Annotated in this window: 20 protein-coding genes, 1 tRNA gene and 1 pseudogene; 9 read left to right on the top strand and 13 right to left on the bottom strand. The window is 68.1% G+C overall.

Going from position 1 to position 24,922, the window contains the following annotated elements:
- Complete coding sequence (locus PE061_RS17525; protein WP_271256502.1) at window positions 1-1,041, bottom strand: phosphoribosylglycinamide synthetase; 1,041 nt, start codon at window positions 1,039-1,041, stop codon at window positions 1-3.
- Between the two features lie 130 nt (window positions 1,042-1,171).
- Between PE061_RS17525 and PE061_RS17520 the strand changes: the two genes are divergently transcribed.
- Together PE061_RS17520 and prfB are read left to right on the top strand one after the other, a co-directional pair.
- Window positions 1,172-3,637 (top strand): penicillin-binding protein 1A, encoded by a 2,466-nt coding sequence (locus PE061_RS17520; RefSeq protein ID WP_271256501.1) that lies wholly within the window; start codon window positions 1,172-1,174, stop codon window positions 3,635-3,637.
- A gap of 33 nt (window positions 3,638-3,670) precedes the next feature.
- Window positions 3,671-4,799, top strand: a protein-coding gene (prfB, locus tag PE061_RS17515) for a peptide chain release factor 2 (protein ID WP_271256500.1) whose coding sequence is annotated in 2 segments (ribosomal slippage) — window positions 3,671-3,739 and window positions 3,741-4,799 — 1,128 coding nt in all. Because the reading frame shifts where the segments join, the coding sequence is not laid out codon by codon here.
- Window positions 4,800-4,805: 6 nt separating this feature from the next.
- Here the strand turns inward: prfB and metC are convergent.
- On the bottom strand, window positions 4,806-5,993 hold the full coding sequence (gene metC / locus PE061_RS17510) for a cystathionine beta-lyase (RefSeq protein ID WP_271256499.1): 1,188 nt from the start codon (window positions 5,991-5,993) through the stop codon (window positions 4,806-4,808).
- Window positions 5,990-6,826, bottom strand: coding sequence for a 3-mercaptopyruvate sulfurtransferase (sseA, locus tag PE061_RS17505; protein WP_271256498.1), 837 nt, complete (start codon window positions 6,824-6,826; stop codon window positions 5,990-5,992). The genes metC and sseA overlap by 4 nt, the downstream gene beginning before the upstream one ends.
- Window positions 6,827-6,920: 94 nt before the next feature.
- Between sseA and queF the strand changes: the two genes are divergently transcribed.
- Window positions 6,921-7,367: a preQ(1) synthase gene (gene queF / locus PE061_RS17500; RefSeq protein WP_271256497.1), complete on the top strand. Its 447-nt coding sequence runs from the start codon at window positions 6,921-6,923 to the stop codon at window positions 7,365-7,367.
- Here queF and queE read toward each other — a convergent pair.
- Window positions 7,364-7,996 (bottom strand): 7-carboxy-7-deazaguanine synthase, encoded by a 633-nt coding sequence (gene queE / locus PE061_RS17495; protein WP_271256496.1) that lies wholly within the window; start codon window positions 7,994-7,996, stop codon window positions 7,364-7,366. The genes queF and queE overlap by 4 nt on opposite strands.
- Window positions 7,993-8,691 (bottom strand): 7-cyano-7-deazaguanine synthase QueC, encoded by a 699-nt coding sequence (queC, locus tag PE061_RS17490; protein ID WP_271256495.1) that lies wholly within the window; start codon window positions 8,689-8,691, stop codon window positions 7,993-7,995. The genes queE and queC overlap by 4 nt, the downstream gene beginning before the upstream one ends.
- Window positions 8,692-8,952: 261 nt before the next feature.
- On the opposite strand from queC, the gene PE061_RS17485 reads away from it, so the two are divergent.
- On the top strand, window positions 8,953-9,801 hold the full coding sequence (locus PE061_RS17485; protein WP_336297004.1) for a LysR family transcriptional regulator: 849 nt from the start codon (window positions 8,953-8,955) through the stop codon (window positions 9,799-9,801).
- On the opposite strand, the gene parE is transcribed toward PE061_RS17485, so the two are convergent.
- Both parE and PE061_RS17475 read right to left on the bottom strand, forming a co-directional pair.
- On the bottom strand, window positions 9,798-11,774 hold the full coding sequence (gene parE / locus PE061_RS17480) for a DNA topoisomerase IV subunit B (RefSeq protein WP_271256493.1): 1,977 nt from the start codon (window positions 11,772-11,774) through the stop codon (window positions 9,798-9,800). The genes PE061_RS17485 and parE overlap by 4 nt on opposite strands.
- 50 nt (window positions 11,775-11,824) lie before the next feature.
- Complete coding sequence (locus PE061_RS17475) at window positions 11,825-12,349, bottom strand: hypothetical protein (RefSeq protein ID WP_271256492.1); 525 nt, start codon at window positions 12,347-12,349, stop codon at window positions 11,825-11,827.
- A gap of 378 nt (window positions 12,350-12,727) precedes the next feature.
- On the opposite strand from PE061_RS17475, the gene PE061_RS17470 reads away from it, so the two are divergent.
- The gene (locus PE061_RS17470; RefSeq protein ID WP_271256491.1) at window positions 12,728-13,498 is read left to right on the top strand and encodes a TorF family putative porin; all 771 of its coding nucleotides are present in this window, start codon (window positions 12,728-12,730) and stop codon (window positions 13,496-13,498) included.
- Window positions 13,499-13,736: 238 nt separating this feature from the next.
- Here the strand turns inward: PE061_RS17470 and glnA are convergent, their stop codons facing one another.
- Together glnA and PE061_RS17460 are read right to left on the bottom strand one after the other, a co-directional pair.
- Complete coding sequence (gene glnA, locus PE061_RS17465) at window positions 13,737-15,149, bottom strand: type I glutamate--ammonia ligase (protein ID WP_271256490.1); 1,413 nt, start codon at window positions 15,147-15,149, stop codon at window positions 13,737-13,739.
- Window positions 15,150-15,205: 56 nt separating this feature from the next.
- Window positions 15,206-15,544: a P-II family nitrogen regulator gene (locus PE061_RS17460; protein ID WP_271256489.1), complete on the bottom strand. Its 339-nt coding sequence runs from the start codon at window positions 15,542-15,544 to the stop codon at window positions 15,206-15,208.
- Window positions 15,545-15,769: 225 nt separating this feature from the next.
- Between PE061_RS17460 and PE061_RS17455 the strand changes: the two genes are divergently transcribed.
- Window positions 15,770-15,846, top strand: a tRNA-His gene (locus PE061_RS17455).
- A 34-nt stretch (window positions 15,847-15,880) separates the two neighbouring features.
- Here PE061_RS17455 and PE061_RS17450 read toward each other — a convergent pair.
- The 3 genes from PE061_RS17450 to PE061_RS17440 form a co-directional block, all read right to left on the bottom strand.
- On the bottom strand, window positions 15,881-20,095 hold the full coding sequence (locus PE061_RS17450; RefSeq protein ID WP_271256488.1) for a translocation/assembly module TamB domain-containing protein: 4,215 nt from the start codon (window positions 20,093-20,095) through the stop codon (window positions 15,881-15,883).
- Window positions 20,095-22,077: an autotransporter assembly complex protein TamA gene (locus PE061_RS17445; RefSeq protein WP_271256487.1), complete on the bottom strand. Its 1,983-nt coding sequence runs from the start codon at window positions 22,075-22,077 to the stop codon at window positions 20,095-20,097. Before PE061_RS17445 ends, PE061_RS17450 begins: the two co-directional genes overlap by 1 nt.
- 85 nt (window positions 22,078-22,162) lie before the next feature.
- Window positions 22,163-22,372 carry a hypothetical protein gene (locus PE061_RS17440; RefSeq protein ID WP_121048184.1) on the bottom strand — a complete coding sequence of 70 codons (210 nt, stop codon included), beginning with the start codon at window positions 22,370-22,372 and terminating at the stop codon, window positions 22,163-22,165.
- Between the two features lie 179 nt (window positions 22,373-22,551).
- Between PE061_RS17440 and PE061_RS17435 the strand changes: the two genes are divergently transcribed.
- Window positions 22,552-22,734 carry a hypothetical protein gene (locus PE061_RS17435; protein WP_271256486.1) on the top strand — a complete coding sequence of 61 codons (183 nt, stop codon included), beginning with the start codon at window positions 22,552-22,554 and terminating at the stop codon, window positions 22,732-22,734.
- A gap of 14 nt (window positions 22,735-22,748) precedes the next feature.
- Here PE061_RS17435 and PE061_RS17430 read toward each other — a convergent pair whose 3' ends face one another.
- Entirely contained in the window at window positions 22,749-23,399 is a 651-nt protein-coding gene (locus tag PE061_RS17430; RefSeq protein WP_271256485.1) for a S24 family peptidase, read from the bottom strand.
- A 118-nt stretch (window positions 23,400-23,517) separates the two neighbouring features.
- On the opposite strand from PE061_RS17430, the gene PE061_RS17425 reads away from it, so the two are divergent.
- Together PE061_RS17425 and PE061_RS17420 are read left to right on the top strand one after the other, a co-directional pair.
- Complete coding sequence (locus PE061_RS17425; RefSeq protein ID WP_271256484.1) at window positions 23,518-24,249, top strand: IS1595 family transposase; 732 nt, start codon at window positions 23,518-23,520, stop codon at window positions 24,247-24,249.
- 95 nt (window positions 24,250-24,344) lie between these two features.
- Window positions 24,345-24,890, top strand: a pseudogene (locus PE061_RS17420) (IS21 family transposase); the annotation flags it as partial.
- Window positions 24,891-24,922 lie beyond the last annotated feature (32 nt).

Below are 24,922 nucleotides of genomic sequence, written 5' to 3'. Positions count from 1 at the left end.
TCAGGCGACGAGCCTGTCCGGCATGGCGGTCATCAGGCCCTGCCGCCAGAGGCTGTGCGCGACGATGGACTCGACGAGTTCGTGATGCGCGATGCCGAGCGTCGCGGCGGAGCGGGAAATGCTCTTCCTCGACCAGAGATTGCACGACAGGTTCACTTCCATGAACCACACGCTTTCGGTCGCCGGATCGTAGCGGAACTCGAAGCGCCCGTAGTCGAACGGCCAGAGCTCGCGGCAGAGCGTGCGCGTCATCGCGGACAGCCGCTCCGCGACGCGGGCGTTCGCCAGCACTTCCAGCGGATCGTCGCGCTGCTCGGTGAGCGCGCGCTTCTCCTCGTAGCTGCGCAGCGTGTCGGGGTCGGCGGGGATGTAGGCCATCGCGGGCAGCAGCCACGGCTCCGGCGCGCGGCCGCCGACCACCGGCACCGCGACGTCGAGCAGCGGCAGCCACGGCTCGATGATCGCGTCGTGGCCCGCGGCGTGGAGGTGCGCGGCGTGCGCGAGCGCGCCCGCCCAGCTTTCGGCGACGCCGATGCCCCACGACGCCGAGGAGGCGTTCGGCTTGACGATGTAGCGCGCCGCGTTCAGCGGCTCGGCGGCGGCGAGGTCCGTGCCGCGGCGGATGATCCGCCAGTCCGAGGTCGGCACGCCGTGCTGGCGCGCGGCCAGCTTCATCAGGTGCTTGTCGTCCGAAAGGCCGCGCAGGATCGGCGAGGCGCCGAGATAGGGGATGCCGAGCCGCTGGAGCAGCAGCGGCGCCAGCATCTCGCTGTTGAGGAACCCGGCGCGGTTCAGGAGCGGGAACACGAAATCGACGTCGGGCGCCGCGAACAGCGCCTCGAAGCTGTCCGCCGCGACGACATCGAGGCCGATCTTCCCGAGCGTCTGGCGAAGCTCGTGGTGATAGACGGCATGGTTGCCGTCCACCGGGTCGTGGCTGCCGTCGCCGCGGGCGTGCTTCGCGAGCAGCATGATTCGGAGCGAAGCCTTCAGATGCGCGGGAATCTGGAGGCAGTGTTCGTGGAGGAATTCCGTATCCATGCGGGCCGCTTAGCAAGGCTCCGCGACGGTTCGATGCCAGTCCTGTTGCGAAACCGTGAAGCCTGAGGGACACGCGCGGTTCGGCGCGTTCGGCTTGAGACTCGCTGCCCGCCTGCTATAGGCAGCGTCGATGGCACGTCTTGCCCAGCTTCCCGGCGAACTCAAAAGCCGTTTCCGTGCCCTGCCGCGCTGGGTGCGGGTGCTCTCCTATGTCGCGGGCGGTCTGGCGGCGCTCGGCTTCCTCGCGGTGTTCGCCGCCTGGCTGATTTTCGCGCGCGGGCTCCCCGATGCGGCGCAGCTCGCCGAGTACGAGCCGCCGCTGCCCAGCCATGTGCGCGCCGTGGACGGGACGCCGTTCACGAGCTTCGCGCGCGAGCGGCGCATCTTCCTCGACTACGAGCAGACGCCGAAGCAGCTCGTCGGCGCGTTCGTGTCCGCCGAGGACAAGACGTTCTTCACGCATCCCGGCATCGACCTGCCCGGCATCTTCCAGGCGGCGATCACCAACTTCAAGGCGATGGGCACGGGCAAGCGGCCCGTCGGCGCCTCCACGATCACGCAGCAGGTGGCGAAGAACCTCCTGCTCACGAACGAGGTCAGCTACGTGCGCAAGGTGAAGGAGATATTCCTCGCCCGGCGCATCGAGCAGGCGCTCACCAAGCCCGAGATCATCGAGCTTTACCTGAACCAGATCTTCCTCGGCCGCAGCGCCTACGGCGTGCAGGCGGCGTCGTTCGCCTATTTCAACAAGCCGGTCGACGAGCTTTCGCTGGCTGAGGCGGCGTTCCTCGCCGTGCTGCCGAAGGCGCCCGCCAACTACAATCCCTCGACCGAGACGGGCCGCGCCCGCGCGCTCGCGCGCCGCAACTGGGTGCTCGAGCAAATGGCGGAGAACGGCTACGTGACGCGGGCCGAGGCGCGCGCCGCCGCCGCCGAGCCGATCGCCGTCGTCAACCGCGCCGAAATCCCGCGCGACCGCACCGGCGACTATTTCATCGAGGACATCCGCCGCGAACTCGTCGAGAAATACGGCGAGGAGGGTGAGCACGGCATCTACACGGGCGGGCTCTGGATTCGCTCCACGATCGACCCGGTGATGCAGCGCGCCGCCGAGACGGCGCTGCGCGACGGGCTGGTGAAGTACGACCGGCCGCGCGGCTGGCGCGGTGCCACCGACAAGATCGACCTCGGCGATGGCTGGCCGCAGCGGCTGCGCGCGGTGAACCTGCCGGTCGGCTATGACGACTGGCGCGCCGCCGTCGTGCTCGAAAAGGCCGGCGGCACGATCTCGCTCGGCTTCGAGGACGGCACGAGGGGCCGCATGTCCGCGCAGAACGCCTCGCTGCCCGTGCGCGGGGTCGGCGTGCCCGCGTTCCAGCGCCTCGCGCCCGGCGATGTGATCCCGGTGAAACGCGTGGCGGGCGACGACTACACGCTGCGCCAGATCCCGGACGTCGGCGGCGGCATGGTGGTGATGGAGGTGTCGACGGGCCGCGTGCTGGCGATGGTCGGCGGCTTCGACGCGCGCCGCTCGCAGTATAACCGCGCGACGCAGGCGATGCGGCAGCCGGGCTCGGCGATCAAGCCGTTCGTCTATGCGGCGGCGCTCGACAACGGCTACACGCCCGCGTCGGTGATCGTCGACGGCCCTTACTGCGTGTTCCAGACGCGCTCGCTCGGCACCAAGTGCTTCCGCAACTTCTCGGGCGGCTACGCGGGTCCGCAGACGATGCGCTGGGGCCTCGAGCAGTCGCGCAACCTGATGACGGTGCGTCTCGCCTACAACACGGGCATGGACAAGGTCGTCGAGACCATCGACCAGATGGGCATCGCCAAGCTGGCGCCGGTGCTTTCCATGTCGCTCGGCGCGGGCGAGACGACGGTGCTGAGGCTGACGAACGCCTATGCGATGCTCGCGAACGGCGGCAAGCGGCAGTCGCCGGTGCTTTACGACCTCATCCAGGACCGGCACGGCCGCACCATCTACCGCGCCGACGCACGCGACTGCGCGGGTTGCAGCGCGCCGGACTGGGACGGCGACGCGATGCCGCGCCCGGCCGACGCGCGGCCGCAGGCGATCGACGCGAAGACCGCCTATCAGGTCATCCACATGCTGGAAGGCGTGGTGCAGCGGGGGACGGCGGTCGTGCTGCGTGATCTCGATCGGCCCATGTTCGGCAAGACCGGCACGACCAACGGCCCGACCAACGTGTGGTTCGTGGGCGGCACGGCGGACGTCGTCGCCGGGCTCTATCTCGGCTTCGACGAGCCGCAGAACATGGGCGGCTACGCGCAGGGCGGCACGCTCGCCGCGCCCGTGTTCAAGCAGTTCGCCATCGCCGCGCTCAAGGATGCGCCGAAGCGCCCGTTCGAGATCGCGCCGGGCGTCCGCATGGTCCGCATCGACCGGCGCTCCGGCAAGCGCGTCTACGGCGGCTGGCAGGTCGATACCGATCCGCGCGCGGCGGTGATCTGGGAGGCGTTCAAGCCCGAAAGCGAGCCGCGCCGCCTCGCCGCCGCCTACGACCCGTTCGAGAAGCGCGAGATCGTGCGCTCCGACAGCGACTTCTTGCAATCCACCGGCGGCATTTACTAGAAGCCGCAGCTTCCATCACGAGGGACGAGTATCATGCGCGCCGAAGCGCTCAATCATGTCGACCGGATCAAGCAGGCGCTGGCCCTGCTGAGGAGGTTTCTTTGACTGGGATGTCGCCCTCAAACGCCTCGACGAACTGAACGCCGAGGCCGAGAACCCCGAGCTCTGGAACGACCCCAAGGCCGCGCAGAAGCTGATGCAGGAGCGCCGCCGCCTCGACGAGGCGATTCAGGCGACGCGCAGCATCCAGACGGAGCTGGACGATACCGTCGAGCTGGCGGAAATGGCCGAGGCGGAAGGCGACGAAGGCCTCGTGAACGACGCCATCGCTGCGCTGGAGGTACTCGCGAACCGGGCTGACACGGACAAGGTCGCCGCGCTGCTTTCGGGCGAGGCGGACGCCAACGACACCTATATCGAGATCAACGCGGGTGCGGGCGGCACCGAGAGCCAGGACTGGGCCTCGATGCTCCAGCGCATGTACCAGCGCTGGGGGGAGCGGCGCGGCTACAAGGTCGAGCTGGTGGACTATCACGGCGGCGAGCAGGCGGGCATCAAGTCCGCGACGCTGATGGTGAAGGGCGAGAACGCCTACGGCTACGCCAAGACCGAGAGCGGCGTGCACCGGCTGGTGCGCATCAGCCCCTACGACAGCGCGGCGCGGCGGCACACGAGCTTCGCGAGCGTCTGGGTCTATCCGGTCGTCGACGACGACATCGAGGTCGAGATCAATGAGAGCGATCTCAAGATCGACACCTATCGCTCGTCGGGCGCGGGCGGCCAGCACGTCAACACGACGGACAGCGCCGTGCGCATCACGCATGTGCCCACCGGCATCATCGTCGCCTGCCAGAACCAGCGCAGCCAGCACAAGAACCGCGCCGAGGCGATGAAGCAGCTGAAGGCGCGCCTCTACGAGGCGGAGCTCCAGAAGCGTGAGGCGGAGGCGAACGCGGTGAACGCCACCAAGACCGACATCGGCTGGGGCCACCAGATCCGAAGCTACGTGCTCCAGCCCTACCAGCAGGTGAAGGACCTGCGGACCGGCATCGTCAACACGAGCCCGAGCGACGTGCTCGACGGCGACCTCGACGCGTTCATGGCGGCGGCGCTCGCGCAGCGCGTGACGGGCGAGAAGGTGGACGTTTCCGACGACGACTGACGGGCGTCAGGCGAGATAACGGTCCAGCCCCGCGGTCATGTCGGCGATCAGGTCTCCTGCGTCTTCGAGCCCGCAGTGGATGCGGAGCATCGGGCCGTCCGTCTTCCAGCGCGTCGCGGTGCGTAGCGGCCGGGGATTGATGGGTAGCACGAGGCTTTCGTAGCCGCCGAACGAGAAGCCCATGCCGAAGTGGCGGAGGCCGTCCACGCACGCCGCCAGCGCCTCACGGTCGCCGGGCTTCAGCGCAATAGCGAACAGGCTGGCGTAGCCGCTGAAATCGCGCGTCCAGAGCGCGTGGCCGGGGTCATCGGCAAGGCCCGGACAGATCACGCGCTCGACGGCGGGATGCGTTGCAAGCGCCTCGGCGAGCGCGAGCGCCGTCTTGCCGTGGCGCTCCATGCGGACGGCGAGCGTGCGCAGGCCGCGCAGCGCGAGCGCGCAGTCGTCGGGCGCTGCCGTCTGGCCGAGCCGGAGCGCGGTGCTCCGGAAATGCTGCCACGCATCGGGCGCTGCCGTCACCGAGCCCATCAGCGCGTCGCTGTGGCCGACGACATATTTGGTGAGCGACTGCACCGAGAGGTCGACGCCGTGCCCGATCGCCGGAAAGAGCAGGGGCGTCGCCCACGTGTTGTCGAGGATGCTGACGAGGCCGCGCTCGCGGGCGAGCGCCGCGACGGCGGGCACGTCCTGCACCTCGAAGGTCAGCGAGCCGGGGCTTTCCATGTAGATCGCCTGCGTGTTCGCGCGGATCAGCGGCGCGATGCCGTCGCCGAGCGCCGGGTCGTAGAACTCGGTCTCGACGCCGGTCCGCGCCAGAACCGATTTCGCCATCACGCGCGTCGGCTCGTAGACGTTGTCGGCCATCAGGAGATGACCGCCCGAAGACGTTGCCGCCATCAGCGCGGCGGCGATGGCGGCGACGCCCGACGGGAACAGGTGCGTGCCCGCCGCGCCCGGTTCCATTTCGGTCAGCGCCTCGGCGAGCGCCCACTGCGTCGGCGTGCCGCGGCGGCCGTAGTAGAGCCCGGCGTCGGGGTTTCGGGAGGCAGCCTCATAGGCGTCCAGCGTCTCGAAGAGGCATGTCGAGGCGCGGTAGACCGGCGGATTGACCACGCCATGCGTCCATTCCGGGCGGCGCCCGGCATGGACGAGTCTGGTGGCGGGGGCGTCACCGCCGGGCTCGTCCCCGCTCACGCCGCTCCGGTCACGACCGGCGTATCCGCCTCGCCGCCCCATTCCGACCACGAGCCGTCGTAAAGCGCCGTTTTCTTCGCGCCGATCAGGTGCAGGCCGAAGGAGAGCACGGCGGCGGTGACGCCCGAGCCGCAGGTGGTGACGACGGGCTTCTCCGGGTCAATGCCGACATCGCGGAACGCGGCGCGCAGCGCGTCGCCCTGCTTCCAGGTGCCGTCTTCGTCGAACAGTTCCGAATGGGGCAGGTTGAACGAGCCCGGGATATGGCCGGGGCGCACGCCGGGGCGGGTTTCCGGCTCCTCGCCGCGGAAGCGCGCCGCGCCGCGCGCGTCGACGACCTGCTCGGCCTTCGTCTTCAGGTTTTCCTTCATCTGCGCGAGGTCGCGGACCTGCGCCTTGTCCTTCCAGACGGTGAAGTGACGATGGCGCACGACCGGCTTGCCCGATTCCATCGCGCGGCCTTCCGCCTTCCACTTCTGGAGCCCGCCGTCGAGAATCGCGACTTCGTGCGCGCCGAACAGGGTCAGCAGCCACCATGCGCGCGCGGACGAACGCAGCGGCGAGTTGTCGTAGACGACGATGCGGCTGCCGTCGCCGAGGCCGATCGCCTGCATCCGGCTGGCGAACTTCTCGGCGCTCGGCACCATGTTGGGAAGGCTGGAGCCGGTGTCGGAAAGCTCGCCGAGGTCCATGAACACCGTGCCCGGAATGTGTCCGGCCTCGAACTCGGCGCGGGCGTCGCGCGCGTCAAGGAAGTAGGAGGCATCGACGATGCGCAGGTCGTTTGCGCCAAGCTCTTTTGCGAGCCATTCCGTCGTCACCAGCGAATCCATGCCTTGCTCCTCGAACCTGTGTCTGAACCGACATCCTGAATAGTCGGACGCCCCGATATTGCCAATGGCAAGTCGCGGGCTTAACCCGAAACCCATGGAAACGACGCATCTCGGCAAGCCGAGCGCGCTTCCGGCGTCGCCGGAGGACGCGAAGCTCGACTACGTGCCCAATCCGCGGCCCCAAAGCCGCTACCTCGTGCGCTTCGCCGCGCCGGAGTTCACCTCGCTCTGCCCGGTGACAGGCCAGCCCGATTTCGCGCACCTCGTCATCGACTACGTGCCCGCCGCGGCCATCGTCGAATCGAAGTCGCTGAAGCTGTTCCTCGGTTCCTTCCGCAACCACGCGGCGTTCCACGAGGATTGCACGGTTGGCATCGGCGAGCGGCTGCTGCGTGAAATGGCGCCGCACTGGCTGCGCATTGGCGGCTACTGGTATCCGCGCGGCGGCATTCCCATCGACGTGTTCTGGCAATCCGGACCCCAACCGGCGGACGTGTGGGTGCCGGATCAGGGCGTTGCGCCGTATCGGGGGCGGGGTTAGGGAATCCCGATCAGCTTGTGCGTCTGGAGCGACAGGCGCCACTTCGGATGCGCGAGGCAGTATTCCGTCGCGGCGGCGATATTCTCAGCCTGCGCGGGGCCGTCCATCGGTTGCAGGAAGAAATTCCGGAAGTCGAGATGCTCGAACATCTCCGGGCTGTTGTTCGGCTGCGGATAGACGAGCTTCAACTCGTCGCCATAGCGCTGCACCAGCTCGGCATCCGCCTTGGGGCTGACGCAGATCCAGTCGATCCCTTCGGGCGCGGCGAGCGTGCCGTTGGTCTCGATGGCGACCGAGAAGCCGCGGGCGTGCAGCGCGTCGATCAGCGGGCGGTCCAGTTGCAGCAGAGGCTCGCCGCCGGTGCAGACGACGAGGCGGTGATCCGGGGCATCGCCCCATGCCGCCGCGACCGCCCCGGCGAGCGCCCCGGCGTCCACGAACTTGCCGCCGCCCGGACCGTCGGTGCCGACGAAATCCGTGTCGCAGAAGGTGCAGACCGCGTTTGCGCGGTCGCGCTCCAGCCCGGACCAGAGGTTGCAGCCGGCGAAGCGCAGGAACACGGCGCGGCGGCCGGTCTGCGCGCCTTCGCCCTGCAATGTCGCATAGATTTCCTTGACCGCGTAGGTCATGGCGCCGCGTAGGCGGTGGGGTCGGGGAGGCCCGCCTCCTCGAAGCCCTTGTGCCTGAGGCGGCAGGCGTCGCAGCGGCCGCAGTGGAGCGACGCTCCGTCCGCGCCCGTCGCGGGATCGTAGCAGGTCCACGTTCCGGCGATGTCGACGCCGAGGCGCGCAGCCTCGCGCGCGATGCCCGCCTTGTCGAGCGCGATGAGCGGCGTATGCACCTTGAAGCGCCCGCCCTCGGCGCCCGCCTTCGTGGCGGTGGCGGCGAGCGCCTCGAACGCGGTGATGAAGGCGGGGCGGCAATCCGGATAGCCCGAATAGTCGAGCGCATTCACCCCGATGAAGATGTCGCGCGCGCCGATCGCCTCGGCCCACGCGAGCGCCACCGACAGGAACACCGTGTTGCGCGCCGGCACGTAGGTCGGCGGTATCACGCCGCTGTCCACGGGGCCGTCGCCCTTCGGCACGGCGATGTCGCCCGTGAGCGCCGAGCCGCCGAACGCCCGCAGGTCGAGCGGCAGCACGATGTGCCGCGCGGCATAGCGCGCCGCCGCCCGCCGCGCCGCGTCCAGCTCCACGCGGTGGCGTTGGTTGTAGTCGATGGTGAGCGCGTGCACGGCATATCCGCCCGCGTGCGCGATGGCGGCGCACGTGACGGAATCGAGCCCTCCGGACAGGAGAACGATGGCGGCGTTTTCGGACATCTTCGGCGCGATACCCGCTCCGTGATGCGGGAACAAGCGCGGCCTCGAAACGGCAGCGGCGCCGAAAAGAAAAAGGCCGCCGGATACGACCGGGCGGCCCTTGAAAAATCAGTCGGCTGGAAATCCAGCTAGGGGAGGTAAGGTGTGCCGCTAGGCACGGGGCCCGTTTAGCGCGCTTATGGTAAAATTCGGGTTAACCGTGAGTTTCGCGTTTGATCGCCCGGCGCGCGCCCTGTAATCGTCGCGGCCATGAAGCGGACCTTGCTGCCCCTGAATGCCCTGCGCGTCTTCGACGCGGCGGCGCGGCATCTGTCGTTCACCAAGGCGGCGGACGAGCTTGCGGTGACGCCCGCCGCCGTGGGCCAGCAGATCCGCACGCTCGAGGACGTGCTCGGCACCGTGCTGTTCCGGCGCATGACGCGCAACCTCGAACTCACCGACGAGGCGGTGCGCAGCCTGCCTGCGCTGCGCGAAGGCTTCGCGAAGCTGGAGGAAGCGGTCGCGATCATGCAGGCCGGGCAGGGCGAGGAGCGCCTGACCATCGCCGCGCCGCGCGACTTCATCGGCAAGTGGCTGGCGCCGCGGCTCGGCCTCATCAAGGCGTCGACGCCCGCGCGGCAGGTGACGATCCTCCCCTCGGAGGGGCCGGTCGATTTCAACGCCGCCAATCTCGACGCGGCGGTCTTCTTCGGCGCGATGCCCGCCGAGGAGGAACTGAGCGGCAAGCTGATCGCGCCGGGCACGGTCGCGCTGGTGGCGGCGCCGGAGATCGCCGCGAACGTGAAGATCGTCTCGGAAGTCGCCGCGCAGCCGCTCATCGAGCACCCATCCGCGGACTGGCGCGGCTGGTTCGAGGCGCACGGCCTCCACATGGCCGACCGCAACGCCAGCCTCGGCGTCGCCGACGCCGGGCTCGCCATCGACAGCGCGGTTTCCGGCTACGGCATCGCGCGCGTGCCGCTGGTGCTCGCCGAGGCCGACATCGCCGCCGGGCGGCTCGCCGTCGTCATGGAGCCGAAGTCTTCCGACGAGGCCTACTGGCTGATCGCCCCGAGCGCGCAGTGGCGGCAGAAGAAGGTGCGCGATCTGGTGGCGGCGCTTTCCGACTAAACGTCGATCGCGTCCTCCGAAACGCTGGCGGCGCGCTCCTGAATGAAATTGAAGCGGTGCTCCGGGTTGCGGCCCATCAGCCGGTCGACGAGATCGACGACGGGCGCGCGCTCCTCGTAGGTGTCGGGCAGCGTCACGCGGATCAGCGTGCGCTTCTCCGGGTCCATCGTGGTCTCGCGGAGCTGCATGGGCGACATCTCGCCGAGGCCCTTGAAGCGGCCGATCTCCACCTTGCCGCGCCCGGCGAAATCGCCCGCGAGCAGCTCGTCCTTGTGCGCGTCGTCGCGCGCGTAGGCGACCTTGCCGCCCTGCGACAGGCGGTAGAGCGGCGGCTGCGCGAGGTAGAGGTGGCCGTTCTTCACGAGGCCCGCCATCTCCTGGAAGAAGAAGGTCATCAGCAGCGTCGCGATGTGGGCGCCGTCGACGTCGGCGTCGGTCATGATGACGACGCGGTCGTAGCGCAGCGCATCCGGATCGAAGCGGTCGCGCGTGCCGCAGCCGAGCGCCTGGATGAGATCGGCGATCTCCTGGTTGGCGCCGATCTTCTGGCTGTTCGCCGAGGCGACGTTCAGGATCTTGCCGCGGATGGGCAGGATCGCCTGCGTCTTGCGGTCGCGCGCCTGCTTGGCCGAGCCGCCCGCCGAATCGCCCTCGACGATGAAGATCTCGGTGCCCTCGGGCGCGTCGGACGCGCAGTCGGTGAGCTTGCCGGGCAGGCGCAGGCGGCGCGCGCTCGTCGCGGTCTTGCGCTTGATCTCCTTCTCGGCGCGGCGTTTCAGCCGCTCGTCCATGCGTTCGAGCGCGAAGCCGAGGAGCGCGCGGCCGCGCTCCATGTTGTCGGCGAGGAAATGGTCGAAATGGTCCTTGACCGCGGCCTCCACGAACTTCGCGGCCTCCGGGCTCGTCAGCCGGTCCTTGGTCTGGCTCTGGAACTGCGGCTCGCGGATGAACACGGAGAGCATGATCTCCGCGCCCGAAAGCACGTCCTCGGCGGTGAGGCCTTCGCCCTTCTTCTGCCCGACGAGGCCCGCGAAGGCGCGGATGCCCTTGACGAGCGCGGCGCGCAGGCCCGCCTCGTGCGTGCCGCCCGCAGGCGTCGGGATGGTGTTGCAGTAGTAGCTCGCCGAGCCTTCGCCGTAGAGCGGCCACGCCACCGCCCACTCGGCCGAGCCCTGCGAATCCGGGAATTCGGCGCGTCCGGAGAAGAACTCGTTGGTCGCGCAGTCCCGGTCGCCGAGCTGTTCGGCGAGATGGTCGGCAAGGCCGCCGGGGAACTGGAACACCGCGGCCGCGGGCGTGTCGTCGCTGATGAGTTCAGGGTCGCACGACCAGCGGATTTCGACGCCCCGGAACAGATAGGCCTTGGAGCGTGCGAGCCGGTAGAGGCGGGCAGGGCGGAACGTCGCCTTGTCGCCGAAGATTTCCGGGTCCGGGTGGAACGCGATCGTCGTGCCGCGCCGGTTCGGCGCCGCGCCGACCTTTTCCAGCCCGGATGCCGTATGGCCGCGCGAATAGCGCTGGCGGTAAAGCTCGCGGTTTCGCGCCACCTCGACGACGAGCTCGTCGGAGAGCGCGTTCACCACGGAGATGCCGACGCCGTGCAGGCCGCCCGAGGTCGCGTAGGCCTTGCTGGAGAATTTGCCGCCCGAGTGCAGCATGGTGAAGATCACTTCGAGCGCCGACTTGCCCGGATACTTGGGGTGCGCGTCGACCGGGATGCCGCGACCGTTGTCGGCGATCGTCAGCGTACCGTCGGAGGCGAGCGAGACCTCGATGCGGTTCGCGTGCCCGGCGACCGCCTCGTCCATGCTGTTGTCGAGCACCTCGGCGGCGAGGTGATGCAGCGCGCGCTCGTCGGTGCCGCCGATATACATGCCGGGGCGGCGGCGAACCGGCTCCAGCCCTTCGAGCACTTCGATCTGGTCTGCGGTGTAGTCGGTCGGGTTGGCGGCGCCGGTGAAAAGGTCACTCATAGCGGCCTTATAGGGGGCGCCGGGGCAACGGTGAAGGGGCTGCCGCCCGTCTAGCGGACGTGGCCGAACAGCGCGGAAATCGTGTCGTTGTCGAACCTGCGCTCGGCAGGGTGGATGATCGCGGACAGCGATTCGACGCGCCGGCGAATCCGCTCCGCGAGCATCCGGCGCGCGTCCTGTGCCGCCTCGCCGTCGATGAGGCGCAGGTCGGCAAGGCCGTTCAGGATGAACGCGGACAGGTCGGCGCTCAGCCGGTCGAAGCGCCGCCGGACGGAGACCGGGCAGAGCGCATAGGCCTCGATCACCAGCGCCGAATCGCGCAGGTGGCTCGTCTCGAAATGCTCGACATATCCGCGCGGCCGCCAGCCGTGGAGATCGCGGCCGAGGTCGCTGTCGCTGCCGGTGACTTCGAGGAGCATGAGCACTTCATTGAATTGATTGAGGAAATCGCTGGCGAGGCCGGTATGCGGGTCGATGCCAGTGATGGCCTCGGCGGCGATGTCCGCGATGCGGGACGCGGTGTCTGCCGTCATGTCCGGCGGGAGCGCGGCGGCGTTCCGGTAGGGTTCGCTCATTCTCCAGCCGCCTGCGTCTGCGTCGATCATCCGACCTGTCTTAGGCGGCAGGCATGAAAAACGCCTTAAGCGCGGATTTTTTTGCCGCCGCTGCATTTTTGCGTTGCAACATGACGTGCTGCGGTGCAGTATACATATGCCTATATGGCGATCCTCCCCAAGGATTTGACTAGAGGGCCGGCGGCGACGCCGGCCCTTCTTTCTGTCTGGATTCAGACTGTTGCGCGAAAACATCATTTGCGTTGCAACTTGGCGACCACCGCAGCGAAATCGCTTGTGCGTCGCCGCAGTGTGATCAACTATCCTCGCTGAAGCGCAAGCTTCGGAACGAAACCTCCCAGGGCGGGCAGCGATCACAGCTGAAATGAAGGTGGAGGAATGATGAAAAAGGGAACTAGCAGCCGCGCGGTCTCGAAGACCGTGCTTGCGGCTGCCGCGCTTGTCGGCGGCCTCGCAACGGCCGCTCCGGCTTTTGCGCAGGAAGAGGCGACCAGCGATTGGGAAATCTCGGGAAATGCCGGGATTTTCTCGCAGTACCGCTGGCGCGGCGTTTCGCTTTCGGATGAGGAAGTGGCCATCCAGGGCGGCATCGACGTCAACCATTCCAGCGGCTTCTATGTCGGCACGTGGGGCTCGAGCCTCGCGGGCTGGGGCTCATACGGCGGCGCCAACACCGAGATCGACGTCTATGCGGGCTACGCCGGCGAAGTCGGCGGCTTCGGCTACGACATCGGCGCGATCTGGTATCTCTATCCGGGCACCAGCGGTACGGACGTGGTGGAAATCACGGCCGCGCTGAGCAAGGAACTCGGCCCGGTCGGCGCCACCGTCGGCGTCGCCTATGCGCCGAGCCAGGACTCGCTCGGCAACGACGACAGCTTCTATATCTACACGGACTGGTCGGCGGCCATTCCGAACACGCCGATCTCGCTGAACGCGCATCTCGGCTACACTGACGGTTCCTTGTCGGTGGATGCACCGTTCTCCACGGACGGCGACTATCTCGACTGGTCGCTCGGCGCGTCGGTTTCCTACGACAAGCTGACGCTCGGCATCTCCTATGTTGATACGGACGTGAAGAGCGGCGATCCGTCGATCCGCAAGATCACGGACTCGGCGATCATAATTTCGCTGACCGCGGCGTTCTGATCCGAAGTCCCCGACCACAAGGAAAGCCCCGGAAGTCCTATGACTTCCGGGGCTTCTTTATTTGGAGGGCGTGACTGCAGCCAGTCGCGTTTCCCGCGTTCAGTATCGTCATACCGGCGCAGGCCGGTATGACGTGTGTGGGTAAGGGCCGCCGTGCGTGTTTGCAGGCGGTACGGTCGTCGCAAACGAAAGGGGCCCGCGCTTTCGCGCGAGCCCCTGAACGACCCGAATCCCCCGATCAGGCCGAATAGTACATGTCGAACTCGACAGGCGAGGGTGCCATTTCCCAGCGCAGCACTTCCTGCATCTTCAGCTCGATGAAGCTGTCGATCAGCTCGTTGGTGAAGACGCCGCCGCGGGTGAAGACCTTGCGGTTCTTGTCGAGGTTGACGAGCGCCTCGCGCAGCGAGCCGCACACGGTCGGAACCTTCTTCAGCTCCTTCGGCGGAAGGTCGTAGAGGTTCTTGTCCATCGGCCCGCCCGGATGGATGCGGTTCTCGATGCCGTCGAGGCCCGCCATCAGCAGCGCGGCGTAGCAGAGGTACGGGTTCGCCGTGGCGTCCGGGAAGCGGAACTCGACGCGGCGGCTCTTGGGGCCCGTGCCGTAGGGGATGCGGCAGGAGGCCGAACGGTTGCGGCTGGAGTAGGCCAGCAGCACCGGCGCCTCGAAGCCCGGGACGAGGCGCTTGTAGCTGTTCGTCGAGGGGTTCGTGAACGCGTTCAGCGCCTTGGCGTGCTTGATGACGCCGCCGATGAAGAACAGCGCGGTTTCGGAAAGGCCGGCGTAGCCGTCGCCCGAGAACAGCGGCTTGCTCTTCTTCCAGATCGAGATGTGGGTGTGCATCCCCGAGCCGTTGTCGTCCTTGATCGGCTTCGGCATGAATGTTGCCGTTTTACCATAGGCGTGCGCGACATTGTGCACGACGTACTTGTAGATCTGCATACGGTCGGCGGTCTGGACGAGCGTGCCGAAGGTGAGGCCGAGCTCGTGCTGCGCCGCAGCAACCTCGTGATGATGCTTGTCCATGGGCAGGCCCATTTCGAGCATCACGGAGACCATTTCCGAACGCAGGTCGTGGCACGGATCGACCGGTGCGACCGGGAAATAGCCGCCCTTGGCGCGCGGACGGTGCCCCATGTTGCCTTCGTCGTACTCGCGGCCCGTGTTGGTCGGCAGCTCGATGTCGTCGATCTTGAAGCCGGAGCCGTTGTAGCCGTTCTCGAAGCGGACGTCGTCGAAGACGAAGAACTCGGCCTCCGGGCCGACGTAGGCGGTGTCGCCGATACCGCTGTTGCCGAGGAACGCCTCGGCGCGCTTCGCGACCGAGCGCGGGTCGGAGCCGTACATCTCGCCCGTCGACGGCTCGATGATGTCGCAGAACACGATCAGCATCGGCGTCGCCGAGAACGGATCGACATAGACCGAGTCGAGGTCCGGCTTCAGGATCATGTCGGACTCGTTGATGGCCTTCCAGCCGTCGATCGAGGAGCCGTCGAACATGATGCCGTCGGTCAGCATGTCCTCGTCGACGACCCCGGCGCACATCGCCATGTGGTGCCACTTGCCCCGAAGATCGGTGAAACGGACATCGAGCCACTCGATCTCCTTGTCCTTGATCAGCTTCAGAATATCGGCCGGTTTGTTCGCCATTACTCGCCTTTCCTCTTTAACCCTGCTGTTGTGGAGTTGTTGTCCGGTATGATGGTTCAGATGGCTTCGCTGTCGCGCTCGCCGGTGCGGATGCGGTAGGCCGACTCGATCGTCGACACGAAGATCTTGCCGTCGCCGATGCGGCCCGTCTTGGCGGCGCCCGCGATGGCCTCGACGGTGCGCTCGACGATGGCGTCGTCGACGACGACCTCGAGCTTCACCTTCGGGAGAAAGTCGACGATGTACTCGGCGCCGCGGTAGAGCTCGGTGTGGCCCTTCTGGCGCCCGAAGCCCTTGGCTTCCACGACGGTGATGCCCGACACGCCGACCTCGTGCAGCGCTTCCTTCACCTCATCAAGCTTGAAGGGCTTGATGATGGCCTCGATCTTTTTCACTTGGCCTTACCCCTTGAACGAATTCGATCTGCCCCGGATGGGTACTGGTCCGCGTAACGCATGATCCGTGCCAGATGCCGCAGCGCGGCAAAGCGCAGATTCCGGGCAGGGGCGCCCCGAAGGCTGCACGACTTCCGGGCATCTTGCCTAAAAATTCAGCACGGGTCCGCGGCTCGCTTGACGGCAGGGCGGGGCGCCCGTATGTGCGCATCCTCATCGCGCGCGGCGACTGTAGCTCAATCGGTTAGAGCGCTGGTTTGTGGTACCAGAGGTTGCGGGTTCGATCCCCGTCAGTCGCCCCAGTTTTCACGCTTTTCCGCGCTTTTCCAGATGAACTCAGTAGTCCTTCGACCAGCGCAGGTTGACGCTGGTGCCGCCGAGCGTCGCGACCGACGAGAGGATCGAAAGCGCGCGGGTCAGCTCGATCTCGAGCTGCGTCGCGGTGTAGCCTTGCGCGTCGGTGGCGACTTCCACGTAGACCCGGTCGGTGAGGTACTCGCCCGCCGCGACGGCGGTCTTCTGACCGGTCGCCTGGTTCGCCTCCATGATGCGCAGCCGGTCGAGCCCGACCGCGCGGCGCACGGCGTTGATCGGGTTGATGCCGCCGTTGCCGCCCTGAAGCGACGCGACCGCGCCCGCGAGCTGGAGCGCTTCGGGCGCGGAGAGGTTGGCGATCGAGGTGCCGAACAGCACGCGCGAGAGCACCTCGTCCTGCGGCAGCGCGGGCACCGACGAGAAGGCGATCTCGGGGCGCTGCCCGGTGCCGCGGATGGTGATGGTGGCGGTGAGGCCCTCGACGCGCGCCTCGGCCGCGATGTCCACGACCGGATCGGGCGGATAGGTGCCGGTGAAGCGCAGCTCGCCGCGCGTCAGCCGGAAGGTCTTGCCCGCAAACTCGTAGTCGCCGCGCACCAGCTCGGCGACGCCGCCGATGCGGGGCGCGGTCGCCGATCCCTTGATGTCGAGGTCCGCCGACCATTCCGAATCGAGGCCCATGCCGCGGACCATGATCTCGTTGTTGCCGCGCGCCTTCACGTCGAACTGCCAGACGGTGGGCTCCGCCGCGCCTTCCGCGACCACCGGCTCGGCGCGCAGCAGCTCGGTGTTCCGCTCGCGCACGCGGAGCACGGGCACCTCGGTCTGCGCGGTCTGCCCGATGTTGAAGCGGGCCCGGTCGATGTTGACGTCGCCCGAGATGACCGCGCCGTCCGGCCCGTTGCGGATGCGCAGGGGGCCGCTCGCGGTGGCGCGCAGGTCGTCGCGGTTGAGGATCAGCGCCGATTTCAGCACCATCGCGATCTCGATCGGGAAGCCGCGCGCGAAGGACAGGTCGATGCCGCCGCTGCCGGAGATGCTGCCGCCGCCCGCGGTTCCCGAGAACTCGGTGAGTTCGAGGCGCGAGCCGGTGAACCGCCCGTCGAGGCGGATGTTGTCGACGACCGTGCCGGTGATCGCGCTTTCGATGCGCGACGTGCGCGAGCGCACGATCCCCGTGAGCGCCGGGTCGCCGAGCTCGCCCGTGATCTCCAGCGCCACGGCGATGTTGCCGCGCACGCTGAGCGCGCCGACGCCGGTGAGCGGCCACAGCATCTCGGCGGGGCCGCGCCAGCGGAGCTGGCCCGAGATTGGCGCGTTCATCAGGCGGTCGAGCCACGGGTCGTCGACGCTGCCCGGAATCGACAGCAGGCGGCCTTGCAGGACGCCGAGGCGCTGGCCGCCATCCAGGAAGGCGGCGCGCATCACCGCCTTGTTCGCTTCGAGCTGCGCGACCACGGCGAGGTCGACGGGCTTCGAGAAGGCCTCGGTCGCCCGCGTGAAATCGGCGACGCGTAGCTTCGCGGTGCCGCGCGGCAGGCCGCCCGCCGGGAAGATCATGTCGATGCGCCCGCTCGCGGTGCCCGAGAAGTTCATGCCCGGCAGCGCGAGCTGAAGGAGGCCGAGCCCGGCGGCGTTCAGATCGGTGGTGAGGCTGATCGACTCGCCGAACGTGCCGCTGATCCGCGCCGTGCCGGAGGGCAGGTTCAGCACGACGGGCGCGAGGTGCCAGCCGTCCTCCGTGCGGTTGAGGCGGGCAGGGGCGGCGAGCGCGAACGCCTGCCGCGCGATCGTGCCCTGGCTGGTGACGATGATGCTTTCGGGGTCGAAGCTCGCGGCGAGGTCGAAGGTGAAGGGCGTGCCGCGCTCGCCGGTCGCGATCAGCGCGGCGGTGCCTTCGCCGCGCTGCATTTCGAGCGTGCCCTTCAGGGTCTTCAGCAGCAGCGCCGACTGCTTCAGCCCCTCGATGTCGAAGCGGCCGGAGATTTCCGCGCCTTCCTCGCGCAGCACGATGTTGCCGTCCACCCAGCCGCGCCGGATGGCGGTGCCGCCGCCGAAATCGAGCCGCGCGGCGCGCGCGCCGAGATTGGCGTCGATGCGCTGCACGCCGTCTTCCGGCGACAGGCGGATCTTGCCGGAAATGCCGGCGCCGCGCACGTCGAGCACGCCCGAGACCGCCGGTGCGCCCTCGACGGCGCGGAGCGGGCCGGTCGCGGTCAGCCCGGCGATCTCGGCGGCTTCGATGTCGTACACGGTCTGCGGCCCGCCCGTGAGGATACGGCCGCGCGCACGCGCGGGGCCCGCGACCGTGTCGGCGAGCGCGGTGAAGGCGTAGTTGTCGCCCTGCGGCGTGAACGTCGCGCGGATGTCGCGCAGCTCGATGCCCGCCGCGTAGCTGTCGACCTTGATCGTCGCTTCCGGCCGGGTCACGAGGCCGCCGAGTTCGACGTCCATCCGGCCGTAGCGCTTGGACACGGCCTCGCCGTCGAAGCGGATGCGCTGGTCCATCGCGTAGGTGCCGCGCCCGGTGACGCGCATGTCGGGCGAGGTGAGCATGGCGTTCGTGAAGGTGACGAGGCCGTCCGGCGCGCGGTCGATGTTGGCGACGACGCGGGGATTGCCCTCGAAGAGGAAGGTCAGCAGCCCGTTGTCGAGCCGCGTCATCGCCGCGTCGGCCCTGCCGCTGATCCGCAGGCGGTTGCCGGCCCGTGCATCCGGCTCGAACAGCAGCTTCGCCTTGATGTCGGCCATGCCGAGGCCCGGAATGACGTAGCGCGGCAGGGACCCGTCGGCGTTCACGCTGTAGCGGCCCGTCCGCGTCTCGATGCTGAGGTCCGCGGTCGCGGTGACGCGGTCGCTGGCGACCTTGAGGCCCTTGCCCGTGATATAGGGGCCGTCGAGCGCGATGACGCCGGTGATGCGCGGGTTGGTGGCGAGGTCCTCGACCAGTTCGCCGAGGCCGGTGACGCGGAGCGCACGCGCCTCGACCGGAACGGCGAGCCCGTCCTTCGGCAGCTCGCCCTTGCCCGTCACCTCGACGCGGTCGAGCCGCGTGGTGCCGATGGCGAGCCAGTCGGCGGACAGCCTGTAGTCGACGAGCGGCCGCGAGAGGGGGCCGTCGAGCGTCATGGCGAGGCGCATGTCCTCCGCCGTCATCGTCGAGATCAGCGCCTTCGGCTCGCGCACGGAGGCCCCCACCGACACGGTCCTGAAGCGCGACTTTGCGAGATCGACGGCGCCGTCGAGCTCAAGCCCGACCGAGGGCGAGATGATGGAGGCGCGGCCGTCGACGACGCGCTCGGCGATGGTCGCCGCGGCATCGACCTCGATCGAGGGCGATCCGAACTTGCGGACGATGCCGCCGACGGCGAGGCCGGGGGAGGCGGTGCCCTTCAGCGCGAAGCGCCCGGCGTCGGCGCTGAGCGCGAGGTCCATCAGCGGGCTGTCGCCGAGCGTGCCGACGGCCGTGCCGCGCCACTTCTCCCAGCTTCCTTCACCCTCGATGGTGGCGACGAGCGGCTGGTCGAGGCCGAGGATGCCGCCGACGACACCGCCCGCCGGGGCGAGGAGCTTGCCTTCGACGTCGAACACCTTGTCGTCGGGACGGGCATCGACGCGCGCGACGAGGGCGTCGCCGCCGGTGCGGGAGCTGGCGCGCAGCGCGGCGAGCAGGTGCCCGCGGGCGATGTCGACGCCGCCGTCCGCGGAAAGTTGGTGCCGCTTGCCGAGCACGGGCGGTTCCAGCGTCAGGTCGCCGACCTCGAACCGTCCGACATAGATGTCGTAGTTCGGGAGGATCGGCTTTTCCTCCTCGCTGGGGATCAGCTTGGGCACCTTGAGCAGCCGCGCCTCCGGCACGGCGAGCTTCATGATGTGCAGGCGGCGGCTGAACACGGCCTGCGGCCGCCAGTCCAGCTCGACGCGCGGGGCTTCGAGGAAGCGGCCCTCCGGGTCCGACAGCGTGAGGCCGTGGACGACGGCGGCGCCGTAGAGCGAGCCGTCGATGCGGTCGATGCCGATGCGCAGCCCCGATTCGGGCTCGAGGCCCATGACGCGCGCGACGAGCCAGACGCGGCCCCGCTCGGTATCGAGCACGGTGAGCGCGGCGGCGATGAGCAGCGCGATCCCGACCGCGATCGCGCTGAGCCAGAGGAAGCCGCGCATCGCATAGGTCCAGAACGGGCGGCTGAGCACCTCGTCCTCGATCTCCTCGATGATGCCGTCGCGGTCCGTCATCAGAACGCCTGCCCGATGGAGACGTAGATGGCGACGCGGGCATCGCCGCGCTGCCGGTTGAGCGGGGTCGCCACGTCGAGCCGGATGGGTCCGAAGTTCGTGTAGTAGCGCGCGCCGATGCCGGCGCCGAACTGGAGATCGCGGAAGCGCGGGTAGGGGCGGGTGTCGATCTGGCCCGCGTCGATGAACGGCACGACGCCGAAATTGCCGAAGCGGTAGCGCGCCTCGAGGCTGAACTCCATGAGGCTGCGGCCGCCGAGCGGGTCGCCGTCCGTATCCTGCGGCCCGACGTCCTGATAGCCGTAGCCGCGCACCGAGCCGCCGCCGCCCGCGTAGAAGCGGCGGGATGGCGCGATGCGTGCGCGGGTCGCGCCGAAGATCGTGCCGATGCGCGCGCGCCCGGCGAGCACGAGGTCGTCCTCCATCATCGGCAGGTAGGCGGAGCCGTCCACCTGCACGCGCGTGTAGCCGAAGAAGCCGTTCTGGAACGAGGCTTCCGGGCTTGCCCAGCCGGTGAGGCGGAACCCGTGCTTGGGATCGAGCAGGTCGTCGGTGCCGTCGTAGCTGACCTGCACGGGCGCGGCGGCGATGATGAAGGTGCGGAGCGGCGCGAAGCCCGGCGCGATGCGCAGGCTGCGGTCGCGCTCTTCGGACGCCTGAAGCTCGGCGCCGAACCGGTAGGTCCACGCCTTCTGCCAGATGAGGTTGGTCTCGCGTTCGAGATAGGCGCCGACGCCGATCGTGCGCGCGTAATAGGCCTCGCGGTCCTCGACGCTGATCTCGGCGCGCGCGGCGAGCGTGCGGTCGCGCTGCTTCCAGTTCGAGCGGCGGAGATCGGCGGAAAGGCGCTGCTCCTGCGTGCCGAGCACGCCGCGGAACGTGACCTGGCCCTGCGGCCGGATGAGGTTGCGGTGCTGCCAGCTCGCCTCGACGCGGAAGCCGTCGGTCGTGCTGTAGCCGACCTGCCCGGCGAGCGTGCGCTGCGGGGCGGGGGTCAGCGCCACGCGCAGGTCGACCGGCGTCGTGCCGTCGGCCTGCGCCTCGCCGCGCTCGGGCGTGATGCTGACGGTGCTGACGAGGCCCGTGGCGATGAGCGCGCGGCGCAGGTCCTCGATCTCGCGCGTGTCGTAGGGATCGCCCGGCTTGAAGCGGGCGAGGCGGCCGATGTGCTTGGCGCTGAACAGCGGGTCGCCCTCGACGCGGATCTGCCCGAAGCGGGAATTGTCGCCGAGCTTCACGTCGAGCGTGTAGGAGGCGGTGCGCGTGTCGTGATCGACGACGATGTCCGGGTTCTCGACGTCCGCGAACGGGAAGCCGCTTTGGCCGAGGCCGAGCCGCAGCCGGTCGAGCGCCGCGTTCACGTCGTTCGCGACGAGCGGCTGCTTTTCCCGGAGGTTGAGCTTCTGTTCGACGAGCGCGCGCTCCGCTTCATCGTCGACATTGATCTTGATTTCTCCGAGCGCATAGCGCGGCCCCGTGTCGATCGTCGCAGTGACCTGGACGAGGCCGTCGCGGGCGGCGGGGTCGACCTCGATCGCGATTTCGGGATCGTAGTAGCCCTCGGCGCGGAGCAGGCGGGCGAGCAGTTCGGTGTCGGTGCGCGCGCGGCGTTGCAACTCGGCGAGCGACGGCACGGTCTTGCCGCGCCCGGCGACCAGCGCGGACAGCGACTTGAACGCATCCGCGACCTTCAGGCGGCTGATTGGCCCGAGCTCGAAGTCGTAGCGGAGATCGACGGGGGCGTCCTGCGCTTCCAGCGCGACGTCCGCTTCGGCGGCGTCCTCGGCGAAGAGGTCCCGCCACTCGTCCTCGATCTCGGGGAGTTCCGGGAGCGGCGCGCGCGGACTGGTTCTCTGGTCGTCGAGACTATCGGGGTCGGACGTGTCGCCGGCCGCCGGGGGGGCAAGCTGCTGCGCAGCCACCGGCAATGACTGAAGGAGCGCAATAGCCGCAATGCTGGTGCCGATCAGCGCCCGATACATTGCATGGGTCTAGCCGAAGCCGAGCCCGTGCGGGTAGGGGGAATCGTGTTCGCGAAGCGGGTTCGTCCATCGTTTCGACGATGGATCAGTGCACTTCGCCGACGACGTCCTCGAGCTGGAGCAGCATGATCGCCCGCTCGACCTGCCGCCAGCGGCAGAAAAGATTGAGATTGCCGGAATCGCGATAGCGATCGGCGATGGTCGCGGCCTCGACGACGGCGTCGTCCCCGAACTTCGCGATCAGGCTCGAGGCGTCCTCGAGCGAGCCGCGGTCATGTATGGCAAGCAATTGCATTGGAGGTAACCCCCGCCTATCCTGTTCCCGCACCATCACCAGCAAGGCTGATGCCATCTGCCAACAAGCTGAATTCAAAAGGCTTTCCCTGTTTCGCCTGCCAAACGGCCTGTCCGGCCTGTGTCATGGCGGGACAGTCGGTGCAGAAAACAGGCCCGTAGGTAGCGAAGGAATGTGGAATGCAGGCTGAACGGCGCGGGCGGAATCAGGGCTCGCCGGCGGGGCTGCTCATCGCGCTCGGGCTCTTCGCGGGCGCGGGATTCGGCATCGCCCGGCACCAGGCCCTGCTCGGCGCGCTCATCGGGCTCGGAGCCGGTATCGCGCTCGCGATCCTTTGGGCGGTGCTTCGGCGGAACCGCTAGATCGACATTCAGCCCTAGCGCAGTTCGCGCCCCACCCAGATCACGCGCCCCACGACATCGAGGCTTTCGGGCGGGCAATCCTCCCAGTCCGGCCAGCCGGGATTGTCGCTGCGGATCGCGATGCCCTGTGTCGCGGGGTTTCGCGTCAGCCGTTTCACGACCACGCCGCCGCTGCGCAGCGCGTAGATGCCGTCGCGCAGCGCCTCCGCGCCGTCTGCGGTGTCGATGAGAACGGGATCGCCGTGCGACAGCGTCGGGTGCATCGCGTCGCCTTCGACGCGCATGACCGCGAGCGCCTGCGGGTTGCCGCTGCACAGCCCGGCAACCCAGCGCGCCTGAAAGGCGAGCGCGGCTTCCGGGGCGTCGCCGGCGGCGTCGAGACAGGGGATCAGGAGGTAGTCGTCCACCGCCGCGGCCTCGGCCGCGCGCGCGATGACGGCCTGCCCGACGCGCGCCGCCGGGCCGCCGAGCACATGCTCGGGGACATCGAAATGGCGCGCGAGCGTGCGCCGGTCGTCCTCGTCGAGCTTGCGGGGCACGCCGCGCCGGATGAACTGCTGGATGTAGGTGGGATTGCGGCCGATGAGGCGCGACACGGACGCGTAGTCTTCTCCGCGTGCCTGGATGAGCGTGTCGAGTGTCCGGCGAACGGCGGCTGCGTTCACGGGTAGGCCTCCCCTTCGGGCAAACAGGTGATCGTTTTTATCCTAGACTTGTGGCGATTATATACCTTGCAAACCCACTTCGTTTATGGGATAAGATTCCTATAACGGAGTCAAAGACATGTCGGTTCTCAGCAAGCCCTACTTCCACAATGAAGAAGCCGCCTTCGCATACCTTGAGGGCGTGATCTGGCCGGAGGGTCCGACGTGCCCACACTGCGGTGCAACCGACCGTATTTCGTCGATCAAGCCGAACCCAGAGAAGCGCGTCCGCATCGGCCTCAAGAAGTGCGGCCACTGCAAAGGCCAGTTCACGGTGAAAGTGGGCACGGTGTTCGAACATGCCCGTATGCCGCTGCACAAGATGTTGCAGGCCGTGTACCTGATGACGAGCAGCAAGAAGGGCATCAGCGCCCACCAGCTGCACCGCGTTCTGGAAGTCACCTACAAGACGGCTTGGTTTCTGGCGCACCGCATCCGTGAGGCCATGCGTTCGGGCCACCTTGCTCCGTTCGGCGGCAACGGTGGCGCGGTTGAAGTCGACGAAACGTTCATTGGCCGCAAGGCTGGCGCTCCGATCAAGGGCGCGTACCATCACAAGATGGCGGTTCTCGGCCTCGTGGACCGTGAGACGGGCCGTAGCCGCCTGTTCCACGTCGAAAAGGCGTCCGGCAAGCTCATTCAGCCGATTGTCATGGCGAACATTGCCCGCGAAGCCCGCCTAATGACCGACGAATCGATGATCTACCGTAAGGTGGGCCGCGAGTTCGCCGACCATCAGGCCGTTCATCACTACGAGAAGGAATACGTGCGCGGCGACGTGACCACGAACATGAGGATCAGCGTGCAATAGGCACCCCCTTCGTGGGGTGATCGGCGTGCAAAAAGGACCCCTTCATCCCGGGGATTTAGTCGGCCGACTGGTTTTGATCAGTTGGCGAGAACGGGATGTTGATCGTGGAGACAGTGGTTCGGATTCGGCGTGAGCATGCAGCGGGTAAGGCGATCAAGGCGATCGCTCGTGACCTTCGTTTGTCGCGGAAGGTCGTCCGCAAAGCGATCCGGTCGCCGGAGGCGGCGTTCAACTATCAGCGCAAAGTCCAGCCGCTGCCGCGGATCGGTCCTTATCAGGATCGTCTCGATGCGCTGCTTGAGGAGAACGAAGGTCGCGGCCGCCGCGATCGGCTACGGATGACGCGTATCCATGACCTGCTGGTGCGCGAGGGGTTCGATGGATCCTATGATGCGGTGCGCCGCTATGCGGCGCGCTGGCGTGCTGCGCGGCGGAAGGATGCTGGCGAAGGCGCACCGGCGTTCATCCCGATGACCTTCCAGCCGGGTGAGGCCTACCAGTTCGACTGGAGCCACGAGGATGTGGAGATCGCCGGCAAGCCGATGCGGGTGAAGGTGGCGCATATGCGTCTCTGCGACTCGCGCGCACCCTATGTCCGAGCCTATCCGCGCGAGGGCCAGGAGATGCTGTTCGATGCCCATGTGATCTTCCCCCGGTTGCGCGGACACCGATG

The sequence above is a fragment of the Sphingosinicella microcystinivorans genome (genome assembly GCF_027941835.1).
GTDB lineage: Bacteria > Pseudomonadota > Alphaproteobacteria > Sphingomonadales > Sphingomonadaceae > Sphingosinicella.
The sequence above is the reverse complement of the archived record's forward strand: the minus strand, read 5'-3'. Positions and strand labels throughout refer to the sequence as shown.